This is a genomic window from Stenotrophomonas sp. YJH_SMC_27, assembly GCF_059369815.1.
The window spans coordinates 78,044-89,477 of sequence record NZ_JCAFTA010000017.1; the positions used below are offsets into that span (position 1 = coordinate 78,044).

Here is an 11,434-nt window from a genome sequence, read left to right on the forward strand (position 1 = left end):
TGGCTTGCAGTGGCCCGCGCATGGGCGGACCTGCTTGCGGTCGCCGGTGGCCTGGTGGCCCCGGAAGTTCCAGTATGAACCCGAAACTGAATGGATTCACCCGGGCCGGGTTCGGCCTGCGGCATCGATTCCAGACTACAGGGGAGGGTGTATGGCGTATGTCACGTTTGTGGCCGATCCTTTGCGAGGCAAGGGCTGGCGGGGTGCCGGTCCTGTTCAGGGTGGAAGTATGCCCAAGGAAGTATGTATAATTTGTGCATACTCTGGAGGGCCTACCGATGGAAGCCACTGTTGCAGAACGCGGACAGATCACCCTGCCCAAGGCGGTGCGTGATGCCCTCGGCCTGACCAAGGGCACGCTGCTGAAGGTCGAGCTGGACGGCAGCCGCATCATCCTGCGCAAGAGTGTTGACGATGCCATTTCACGGGCGCGCGGCAAGTTCGCGCTGGACGGCTTCGAATCCTCCGACGCAGCGGTACGCGCGGTGCGTGACGAGGAATAAGCCGTGATGATCGCCGTCGATTCACCGGTGCTGGTCGAGCTGCTCAGCAATGGTCCGCAGGCCGATGCCGTGGAGGCCATCCTCCGGCAGAGCCTGGTGGGTGGCCGTGTGGTGGTCTGCGGCGCGACCCTGGCCGAGGTCTGCGCATCGCTGCGCGGCGGCGCCGAGGTGCTCGAAGCGCTGGAAGAAATGGGCGTGCACTTCAACCCGATGGAAGCCAAGTCGGCGCTGCGCGCCGGCGAGATGCACCGCCGTCATCGCCAGCGTGGCGGCAGCCGCCGCAGCCTGGACGAATTCATGGTCGGCGCCCACGCACTGCTGCAGTGTGACGGCCTGATCACCTGGAACGACACGTTTTACCGCGACTACTTCAAGGGCCTGAAGCTGATCGTGCCGCACGCCTGAGCCCACTTTGTTATTTCAACCTACGCATTACCCGGGAGTTGTCATGTTGGAAGCCTACCGCCACCACGTCGCCGAGCGCGCTGCGCTTGGCATCCCGCCGCTGCCGCTGAGCGCGCAGCAGACGGCCGATGTCATCGAACTGCTGAAGAACCCGCCGCAGGGCGAGGCCGAGTTCCTGCTCGACCTGCTGACCCACCGCGTGCCGGCCGGCGTCGATGACGCAGCCAAGGTCAAGGCCTCGTACCTGGCCGCGATCGCGCTGGGCAGCGAGCAGAACCCGCTGATCAGCCGCGAGCGCGCCACCGAACTGCTGGGCACCATGCTCGGCGGTTACAACGTCGCCCCGCTGGTGCAGCTGCTGGACGACGCCAGCGTCGGCACCATCGCCGCCAACGGCCTGAAGAAGACCCTGCTGGTGTTCGACGCCTTCCACGACGTGCAGGAAAAGGCCAAGGCCGGCAACGCCAACGCCCAGGCCGTGCTGCAGAGCTGGGCCGAGGCCGAGTGGTTCACCAGCAACCCGGAAGTGCCGCAGAGCCTGACCGTCACCGTGTTCAAGGTGCCGGGCGAGACCAACACCGACGACCTGTCGCCGGCGCCGGACGCGACCACCCGCCCGGACATCCCGATGCACGCCCTGGCGATGCTGAAGAACAAGCGCGACGACGCGCCGTTCACCCCGGAAGAAGACGGCAAGCGCGGCCCGATCCAGCAGATCCTCGACCTGAAGGACAAGGGCCACCTGGTCGCCTACGTCGGCGACGTGGTCGGTACCGGCTCCTCGCGCAAGTCGGCCACCAACAGCGTTCTGTGGTGGACCGGCGATGACATTCCGTACATCCCGAACAAGCGTGCCGGTGGCGTGTGCCTGGGCGGCAAGATCGCGCCGATCTTCTACAACACCATGGAAGACGCCGGTGCGCTGCCGATCGAACTGGACGTGTCGAAGATGGAGCACGGCGACGTCATCGAGCTGCGCCCGTACGAAGGCAAGGCGCTGAAGAACGGCGAGGTGATCGCCGAATTCCAGGTCAAGTCCGACGTGCTGTTCGACGAAGTGCGTGCCGGTGGCCGCATCCCGCTGATCATCGGCCGTGGCCTGACCGGCAAGGCGCGCGAAGCGCTGGGCCTGGCCCCGACCGACCTGTTCCGCCTGCCGGTGCAGCCGGCCGATACCGGCAAGGGCTTCTCGCTGGCGCAGAAGATGGTCGGCCGCGCCTGTGGCCTGCCGGAAGGCCAGGGCATGCGCCCGGGCACGTACTGCGAACCGAAGATGACCTCGGTCGGCTCGCAGGACACCACCGGCCCGATGACCCGTGACGAGCTGAAGGACCTGGCCTGCCTGGGCTTCTCGGCCGACCTGGTGATGCAGTCGTTCTGCCACACCGCCGCCTACCCGAAGCCGGTGGACGTGAAGACCCACCACACCCTGCCGGAGTTCATCTCCACCCGTGGCGGCGTCTCGCTGCGCCCGGGCGACGGCGTGATCCACAGCTGGCTCAACCGCATGCTGCTGCCGGACACCGTCGGTACCGGTGGTGACTCGCACACCCGTTTCCCGGTGGGCATTTCGTTCCCGGCCGGTTCGGGCCTGGTCGCCTTCGCTGCGGCCACCGGCGTGATGCCGCTGGACATGCCGGAGTCGGTGCTGGTGCGCTTCAAGGGCAAGATGCAGCCGGGCGTGACCCTGCGTGACTTGGTCAACGCGATCCCGCTGTACGCGATCAAGTCGGGCCTGCTGACCGTGGCCAAGGCCGGCAAGAAGAACATCTTCTCCGGCCGCATCCTGGAAATCGAAGGCCTGCCGGAGCTGAAGGTCGAACAGGCGTTCGAACTGTCCGACGCCTCGGCCGAGCGTTCGGCGGCCGGTTGCTCGGTGCGCCTGAACAAGGAACCGATCATCGAGTACCTGACCAGCAACATCACCCTGCTGAAGTGGATGATTGCCGAGGGTTACCAGGATCCGCGTTCGCTGCAGCGTCGCATCGAGAAGATGGAAGCCTGGCTGGCCAACCCGCAGCTGCTGGAGCCGGATGCGGACGCCGAGTACGCCGCCGTCATCGAGATCGACCTGGCCGACATCCACGAGCCGATCGTGGCCTGCCCGAACGACCCGGACGACGTGAAGACGCTGTCCGAAGTGGCCGGTGCCAAGATCGACGAAGTGTTCATCGGTTCGTGCATGACCAACATCGGTCACTTCCGCGCCGCGGCCAAGCTGCTGGAAGGCAAGCGTGACCTGCCGACCCGCCTGTGGGTGGCCCCGCCGACCAAGATGGATGCCTCGGAGCTGACCAAGGAAGGCGTGTACGGCACCTTCGGCGCTACCGGCGCACGCATGGAAATGCCGGGCTGCTCGCTGTGCATGGGCAACCAGGCGCAGATCCGCGAGGGTTCCACCGCGATGTCGACCTCGACCCGCAACTTCCCGAACCGCCTGGGCCGCAACACCAACGTGTACCTGGGTTCGGCGGAGCTGGCCGCGATCTGCTCGCGTCTGGGCCGCATCCCGACCAAGGAGGAGTACATGGCGGACATCGGCGTGATCAACGCCAATGGTGCGGAGATCTACCGCTACATGAACTTCGACCAGATCGAGGAATATCAGGACGTGGCCAAGACGGTCGCTGCCTGATGCGGTAGTGCCGGCCGCTGGCCGGTATCCCGTTGAAACGAAGAACCCCCGGTGAGAACCGGGGGTTTTTTGTGGACGGGCCACTTTCGTAGAAGTTGCATTTCAGTAGAGATGCATCGCGCCTACCGTGGATGCCCACAATTTCGGTCCTGCGCAAGATGCGCCGCTCATTCCTGCTGCCTCCCAGTCCTACCCATCGCCGCACCGTCACCACCCAGGCTTTGGGCATTCTGCTGGCCTCTGCACTTCTGACCATTGCGCCATCGGCAGGGGCAACGTCGGCGCCTGCAATGCTACAGCCCACCGAGCCGCCGCCACGTTTCGACAGGACTACACGCCACGGCCTCTGTCATGAGGGCCGCTGCGTGGTGCTGGATGGCACCGGTCGGCAACTTGCCGAGCATCGGGGAATGCAATACCTCCGTCCCTTCAAAAATGGGGTGGCGGTCTTCGAAAGGGGGGAGAACAGGGGCGTCATGAATTCAGAAGGGCGTATCGTCCTTGAAGCGCATTACGACTCGGTTGAGGTACATGGCAACGGGATGATCGAAGCCAAGGTATTGCTGCGGAGCCCGCCCAAGGCGTACACGCGAATCGACTTCTTCAATGCACGAGGCCGATTGGTGCGTCGGTTTGAGGAGAAAGGCGAGATCGATCTCCTGCGCTCGGCGTCCTGGGCAGGAAACCCGGCTGTAGAACTCTGCAACAGTGAAAAGCGGCGCTGCACGACCCACTTCCTTGACGCAAAGGGCAGGTCCGGTCCCGTTTTCAGTGTCTTTGGTAGCTTTGGTCCCGTGGGTCATGAGGGGGAAGTGGCCATCGCTTCGCGCGATGGTGTCCACTTTGGCCTGGTTGATCGATCACTGGCAGGCATAGGGCGCCAGGACTACGATCAGATGACCTTCAACAGTTCGGGTTTCGCGCTCGCCACCCAGGGCGGGAACGACACGGTGCTGGATCCCCACGGGGTGCAAGTGGCGCCCATGGGTCGATATCGGTTCAAGTTTGGTCGGGGTGGGTACCTGCTTTCTGCGGTAGCCGAAGACGGCCAGTGCCTGCATTTCACGCGCGCGGGTTTGATATTTCCGACGCCTGCAGGCCACTGTATGAAGACAGATGAGTTCGCTGAACGAGTGGGGTATGTAATCTTCAGTTCGGAAGATGATGAATACGTTGTAGGCCTGGATGGGTCGCTGCGCTCCCTGCAACGCGCTGCAGGCCTGCATCCGTTGAACCGCAGGATCGTCGAGTATCAAAAGCCCGGCGAAGCGGGGGTGCGTTTCATGATGCTGGAAGATGGCAGCATCTCGTCTTCCCTGTACTACCGACTTGCGCCTTTTCAAACCGCGGAAGGGCTGGATGACCAACTGCTGTTGGCCCAAGCCGATGGAGGATGGGGTGTAATAGATGCTACGGGTGCTTGGCTGATTCCTCCTCGCTACCGTCGAATAAGACCATTGGGTCCGAATCTGGTCGCGGCATTCGAACGGCCGGGATATGACCCCGGGTATCACATACTCGATCTGCGTGGCAATGCGGTGGCTGATTTCACGCTGCATGATCCCTTGCCGGATTTTTTGGCGGATGGAACAAGAGTCTATGCGCTCTCACTACGTGGCCGTTGGGGTCTTCTGGATGAGTCGGGGCGGTGGAGGCTGGCGCCCCGCTACGGCTACGTGAATGTTTCGAAAGGCCTGGTTTCAGTGCGTGAGCGAAACAGTGCCGGTGATATTACGGTTAATTTTCTTGACCCGGACACAGAAACGACGCTGTTCGAACAGGGATTTCTATCGATTCATTCTCGACCGGATGGTCTGTTTGAGACGTTGAAGACAGATCAGACCTTGGAGCTGATCAAGCTCGACGGGACCGTTCTGGGGCGTCTGCATCCTCGTCCCAGCCAATAGTCGGACCATTGACTGCTTGGTATGGCTGGAGCCTGGTGCGATCCAAATGAAAGATCTGGGCGTGTTGGAAACAACGCAACGCTCAGGCTTCCGGCGCTACTGCACGGTCCAGTCTGCGCTGCCTTCCAGCCGACGGCCGCCGATCAGCACGTTGCCGCTCTTACCGGAGACATCCATCTCGAACCAAGGCAGTCCATCTCGGTCAAGTGGACGCACGTAGGCCTGGCGCTTTGCACGGTTGAATTCGATGTAGTAGCGGCGATGCACGTTGGGGTACGGCGGGATAGACGGGCCTTTCCAGCTGACGCTTACCGCGCCGGGATCTTCGCGACCCACCAGCATCAGCATGAAGAACACATCACCCTGCTTGGCCTCGAAGTAGAACAGATCGCCACTGGCGCTGGCGGGTGCCAGTGGCAATGAAAGCAGTACGGCCGCCAGGGCGGCCTTCCATATGCCTTTGATCATGTGCAGCATTCCTTGTGCAATACCGCTATCAAAGCACACATGCGGGTAGCGCGTTGAAACGAAGAACCCCGATGAAAGCCGGCACCTTTTCTTGTTGCCTGATGGCCTGTAGCGCCGAGTCCATGCTTGGCTGCTGTTCGTGCGATGCGCGATGAGTCGAGCGCGGCTCGACTCTACAAAGTCATCCACGCATGGCGTGGATCCACTGCCCGCGGAGTCCTTGAGCCGGGGCGCGCTATCAGCCGCGAGCGAGCGCCAGCAGCCGCTCGGCAATCCGTTCCAGTGGCACCTGTTCCTCAGCGGCGCCGAGTTTGAACGCTGCACCGGGCATGCCCCAGACCACGCTGGTGGCCTCGTCCTGCACCAGTGTCGGCGCGCCGGCCTGGCGCATTTCCAGCAGGCCGCGTGCGCCGTCGTCACCCATGCCGGTGAGGATGGCCCCGATGGCATTGCCACCCGCGCTCTGCGCGACCGAGCGGAACAGCACGTCCACCGCCGGCTTGTGCCGGTTCACCGCTGGGCCGTCGTCGACGCGGCAGCGCCAGCGTGCACCGTCACGGATGATGCGCAGGTGCTTGCCGCCGGGTGGCAGGTAGGCATGGCCGGGCAGCACCGCTTCGCCGTCGCTGGCCTCGCGCACAGCCATGGCCGAGTGGCGGTCCAGGCGTTCGGCGAAGGCGCTGCTGAAGCTGGCCGGCAGGTGCTGGGTCATCACCACGGCGGGCGCGTCGGCAGGCATGCCTTCCAGCACCACGCGCAGCGCTTCGGTGCCACCGGCCGACGAGCCGATCGCGATCAGGCGGTCGGTGGTACGGAACTGCGGCGAGGCAGCACGCGTTGCCGGCGCTGCGTCCAGCGTGAGCTTCGGGGCGGCCGCGCGCACGAGCGGTCGCACCCGCGAGCGCGCCGCCATCTTCACCTTGGCGATGATTTCGTCGGCGTAGCCCTGCAGGCCGCGTGCGACGTCCAGCTTGGGCTTGGAGACGAAGTCCACCGCGCCCAGTGCCAGCGCCTGCAGCGTGGTGTCGGCGCCGCGTTCTGTCAGCGAAGAAATCATCACCACCGGCAGCGGGTGCAGCCGCATCAGGTTTTCCAGGAACGCCAGGCCGTCCATGCGTGGCATTTCCACGTCAAGCGTGATCACGTCCGGGGCCAGGCGCTTGATCTTCTCACGCGCCAGCAGCGGATCTGCGGCGGTGCCGACCACGTCGATGGCCGGGTCGCTGGACAGGATTTCCGTGAGCATCTGCCGCACGACGGCAGAGTCGTCGACGATCAGGACCCGGCAGGGGGCGTTGCCGGTCAGGGTCATTCGAACAACTCCACGCCGCCGGTGACCGGGGCCTTGGACAGACGTGCACGCACGGCAGATTCGGTGGCAGCCACTTCGGCTTCGTGGGCATGCGGCAGGCGCTGCACCACCACGCGGCCGGTATCGGCGAAGAACCAGATCTTGCGCGGATGGATGCCGCACAGGTCCTCGGCGATGATCGGGATATGCTCGGCCTGCAGGTACTGGCGCACGAACTCGGCGTTACGGGTACCGACCGGATTGCTGGTGAATCCCTTGAGCACGTTGGCGCCGCCGAACACCTTGGCCTCGATGCGCTTGCGGTGGGCGCCGCGCTTGAGCATGTCGTTGATCAGCAGTTCCATCGCGTAGCTGCCGTAACGCGCGGGCGCGCCGTCGCCGGCATTGCCCTCGGGCAGCAGGAAATGGTTCATGCCACCGATCTTCAGCACGGGGTCCCGCAGGCAGGCCGCCACGCAGGAACCCAGCGTGGTGGTCAGCGCGGTGGTGTCGTCCACCACCAGGTACTGGGTCGGCAGCAGCTTGGCGGCAACGGTCTGGAAGCGCGCATCCTGGTAGCGCATCACATCGTCGGTACGCAGCGAGGCGTTCATGCACCGGCCTTTGCCGCGCGGCGGTACAGGGTGCGGCCACAGGGCTGGATCAGGTCGGCGGCGTGCAGGTAGTTCTCCGAGTGTCCGGTGTAAAGCAGGCCGTCATCGGCCAGGTGCTGTACCAGCCGGCCGAGGATCGCGCGCTGGGTTGGCTTGTCGAAGTAGATCATCACGTTGCGGCAGAACAACGCATCGAACGGGCCGCCGACGTCGTAGCGCGGGGCAAGCAGGTTCAATGGGCGGAACTCGATCAGCTCGCGTAGTGCCGGCAGCACGCGGCACTGGCCCTCATTGGGGCCGCTGCCACGCTGGAAATAGCGCCGGCGCAGGTCCGGGTCGAGGTTGGTGACCCGGTCGATGTTGTAGACGCCACGGCCGGCGGTGGCCAGTACCTGGGTATCAACATCGGTCGCGACGATGCGCACCGGCGGCTTCAGCGTACCGAAGGCCTCACAGGCGGTGATCGCCATCGAATAGGGTTCTTCACCGGTGGACGCCGCGCATGACCACAGCAGCAGCGGCGTGCGGCTGGAGCGCTGCTGCAGTTCCTCGCGCAGCTTGTCGAAGTGGTGCGGCTCGCGGAAGAACGAGGTCAGGTTGGTGGTCAGGGCGTTGGTAAACGCCTGCCACTCGTCGCCGTCTTCCTGCTCCAGATGGTCCAGATACTGCTGGAAGCTGCGCATGCCCAGCGTGCGCAAGCGGCGCGACAGGCGGCCATAGACCATGTCGCGCTTTGCCGGGGCAAGGGCGATGCCCACGCGCTGGTAGATCAAGTCGCAGACGCGGCGGAAATCACGGTCGGCGAACTCGAATTCGCGCGGGCCGGTGACGATGGGAGTAGGACTTTGCACGGGGGACGTGTCCATCGGCAGAGGCGGCGGCCGAAGCCGCTGCGGGTGGGTCTCAGAATTCCTGCCAGTCGCTGTCGCTGGCGGCGAAGGTGCGGGCGTTGCTGCTGCGACGTACCGGCGCGGGCGTTCCGGTCGGCTGCGGACGTGCCACGGTGGTGATGCACGCCGATTCCACGCGTTCGGCGACAGCCTTCACTGCGGCGGAGACCTGGTTGTCGAGGCGGAAGATCGCCACGGCATCGGCCAGCTGCGCGGCCTGGTCTTCCATCGCACGCGCGGCGGCGGTGGCTTCCTCCACCAGCGCAGCGTTCTGCTGAGTGGTTTCGTCCATCTGCACCACGGTCTGGTTGACCTGCTCGATGCCGGCGCTCTGCTCCTGCGAAGCGGCAGAGATCTCGGCCATGATGTCGGTCACGCGCTGCACCGAGGCGACGATCTCGCCCATCGTGCTGCCGGCCTGGTGCACCAGGCTGGAGCCTTCGGCGACCTTGCCCACCGAGTCGTCGATCAGGCCCTTGATCTCCTTGGCCGCAGCGGCCGAACGCTGGGCGAGGGTACGCACTTCGCTGGCGACCACGGCGAAGCCGCGACCCTGTTCACCGGCACGCGCGGCTTCCACGGCAGCGTTCAGCGCCAGGATGTTGGTCTGGAACGCGATGCCGTCGATCACCGAGATGATCTCGGCGATCTTTTTCGACGAGGCCTCGATGGCGGACATGGTACTGACCACCTGGCCGACCACGCTGCCGCCCTGGGAGGCAACAGACTGCGCGCCGATGGCGAGCTGGTTGGCCTGGCGGGCGTGTTCGGCATTCTGGCGCACGGTGGAGGTCAGTTCCTCCATCGAGGCTGCGGTTTCTTCCAGGTTGGCGGCCTGCTGCTCGGTGCGGCGTGACAGATCACTGTTGCCGGAGGCGATCTCGCCGGCGGCGAGCGTGATGCTCGAAGCACTGGCCTGGATCTGGCCGACGATCTGGGTCAGCTGTGCGACTGTGGTGTTGGCATCGTCGCGCATCCGTGCGAACACGCCCTGGTAGCCGCCGTGCATGCGCGCGGTCAGGTCACCTTCGGCGATGGCCGACAGCAGCTGCGAGAGCTTGCCGAGGTTGTCATCGCTGACCGCCATCATCGCGTTGAGGTTCTCCAGCATGAGGCGGAAATCGTGATCGAAGCGCTGCGTGTCGCCACGGCGGCTGAAGTCGCCCGCGGCGGCGGCACTGGCCAGCTGCTTGATCTCGGCATTGATGCGGCCGAGGTTGGCCTTGACCGTGTCGACGGTGGTGGTCATTGCGGCCTTCTCGCCTGGGTAGCGCGCGATGTCGCGGCTGAGGTCGCCGACCGCGTACTGCTGCACCACATCCAGCACATCGTGCAGGGTCTGCACGTGGCTGCCGACCAGGGCGTTGGTCTCCTGCACCATCAGCCCATACTCACCGGGGAACGCACTGGCGTCGATGCGGTAGCTCAGTTCGCCGCCATCGTGGCGGCGGGCCATTTCGCGCTGGCCGTTGATTACTGCGTGCAGCTGCTGCTGCATGCCGGACATCGCCTCCAGCAGGCGGCCGGGCTCGTCGTGCGGCTGTGGGCCGATATGGCTGTCCAGCTTGCCGTTGGCGATGCCTTCGGCGACGGCGGTAGCCTGCTTCAGCGGGCGCGCGATACGGTTGCCGATGACCCAGCTCAGGGCCAGCACGATCAGCACCAGTACACCACCGGAGATCGCCATGATGGCGGTGAACACCAGCGCCTGCCGCTGCACGTCGTCCATGTAGACGCCGCTGCTGACCACCCAGTTCCACGGCGCGAACAGGCCGGCGTAGGCGACTTTCTCGACCTCGCCCTTGCTGCCCGGCTTGGCCCATCGATAGTTGACGAAGCCACCGCCGGCCTTGGCCGCTTCGACCTGGTCGTAATAGATGCGCACGCCGTCGTCGGTGCGGAAGTCCTTCATGTCCTTGCCGACCAGGTCCTTGCGGAACGGGTGCATCAGCAGGCGGTAGCCGGTGTCGTAGATGTTGAAGTAGTACGTATCGTTCTCGGCGCGCATCACTTCCAGGGCCTGCAACGCGGCGCTCTTCGCGGCGTCCTCGCTGAGTTCGCCGGTGCCGGCCAGACGGTGGTAGTGCTGAAGGATGCCGTAGCTGAGTTCGACCTGGGTCTTCAGCGCGGTCTTGCGGGTCTCGGTGAGGTCCAGGTACTGCATGCGGGCGGCGATCACCGAGAGCGCGATAACGCCGAGCGCGATGAGCAGCGTCAGCAGGTTGAGCTTGCGCCGGACGGAGAGATTGCTGAAGTAGTGTTGCCAGCGATGCAGGAGATTCATCGAGCAGGACCAGGTCGAAACGGGCGGGCGGCGCCGAGCCGGTCACGGCGGGACAAGCGGTGACAACCCCGTTATCGGCCGCTGGGGCGGGGGATTGAGGTGCGGTGTCGGAACGTATTCAGGTTTCCTTGCCGCGGCGGCTGCGGCGCTGCCTGCGGCAGGCTTTTGAAGCAACAGCAACAGCAACAGCAGTTGGTCGGCGGTCGCGAGTTGCGAGGGGGGCGGGCCAGGGTGGGTTGGCGGGGGACGCCGTAAACCCGTCCCTGGGGGCTTGGCCGCGGCATCCATGCCGCGGACTGATCTGGCCCCCTGAAAACGGACGCCATGAAGCCGTTTCAGGCGGCAGCCCGGAGCTGCCGGGCGTAGTTGTTAGGCGAGTGGTAGCCCAGCGCCGAGTGTAGCCGGGCTGGATTGTAGAAGCCGTGGATGTAAGCAGC

At 64.8% G+C, this 11,434-nt stretch carries 9 protein-coding genes; 4 read left to right on the forward strand and 5 right to left on the reverse strand.

The annotated features are described in order from the left end of the window. Nucleotides 1–278 precede the first annotated feature (278 nt). The 4 genes from AC5P7R_RS19835 (at nucleotide 279) to AC5P7R_RS19850 (ending at nucleotide 5,450) form a co-directional block, all read left to right on the forward strand. Complete coding sequence (locus AC5P7R_RS19835) at nucleotides 279–503, forward strand: AbrB/MazE/SpoVT family DNA-binding domain-containing protein (protein ID WP_005409505.1); 225 nt, start codon at nucleotides 279–281, stop codon at nucleotides 501–503. A 6-nt stretch (nucleotides 504–509) separates the two neighbouring features. Continuing rightward, entirely contained in the window at nucleotides 510–908 is a 399-nt protein-coding gene (locus tag AC5P7R_RS19840) for a type II toxin-antitoxin system VapC family toxin (protein WP_005416402.1), read from the forward strand. Between the two features lie 43 nt (nucleotides 909–951). Beyond that, a complete protein-coding gene (gene acnB / locus AC5P7R_RS19845) occupies nucleotides 952–3,543 on the forward strand; it encodes a bifunctional aconitate hydratase 2/2-methylisocitrate dehydratase (RefSeq protein WP_111097827.1) in 2,592 nt (863 codons plus the stop codon). A 158-nt stretch (nucleotides 3,544–3,701) separates the two neighbouring features. Then, complete coding sequence (locus AC5P7R_RS19850) at nucleotides 3,702–5,450, forward strand: WG repeat-containing protein (RefSeq protein WP_227853965.1); 1,749 nt, start codon at nucleotides 3,702–3,704, stop codon at nucleotides 5,448–5,450. A 96-nt stretch (nucleotides 5,451–5,546) separates the two neighbouring features. On the opposite strand, the gene AC5P7R_RS19855 is transcribed toward AC5P7R_RS19850, so the two are convergent. From AC5P7R_RS19855 to AC5P7R_RS19875, 5 genes are all read right to left on the reverse strand, one after another. Continuing rightward, nucleotides 5,547–5,918, reverse strand: coding sequence for a hypothetical protein (locus AC5P7R_RS19855; RefSeq protein WP_134731698.1), 372 nt, complete (start codon nucleotides 5,916–5,918; stop codon nucleotides 5,547–5,549). A 238-nt stretch (nucleotides 5,919–6,156) separates the two neighbouring features. Further along, on the reverse strand, nucleotides 6,157–7,230 hold the full coding sequence (locus tag AC5P7R_RS19860; RefSeq protein ID WP_021202077.1) for a protein-glutamate methylesterase/protein-glutamine glutaminase: 1,074 nt from the start codon (nucleotides 7,228–7,230) through the stop codon (nucleotides 6,157–6,159). Beyond that, complete coding sequence (gene cheD / locus AC5P7R_RS19865; protein WP_065177632.1) at nucleotides 7,227–7,823, reverse strand: chemoreceptor glutamine deamidase CheD; 597 nt, start codon at nucleotides 7,821–7,823, stop codon at nucleotides 7,227–7,229. The genes AC5P7R_RS19860 and cheD overlap by 4 nt, the downstream gene beginning before the upstream one ends. Next, nucleotides 7,820–8,689: a CheR family methyltransferase gene (locus AC5P7R_RS19870; protein ID WP_019338555.1), complete on the reverse strand. Its 870-nt coding sequence runs from the start codon at nucleotides 8,687–8,689 to the stop codon at nucleotides 7,820–7,822. The genes cheD and AC5P7R_RS19870 overlap by 4 nt, the downstream gene beginning before the upstream one ends. A gap of 37 nt (nucleotides 8,690–8,726) precedes the next feature. Next, complete coding sequence (locus tag AC5P7R_RS19875; RefSeq protein WP_227853964.1) at nucleotides 8,727–10,997, reverse strand: methyl-accepting chemotaxis protein; 2,271 nt, start codon at nucleotides 10,995–10,997, stop codon at nucleotides 8,727–8,729. Nucleotides 10,998–11,434 lie beyond the last annotated feature (437 nt).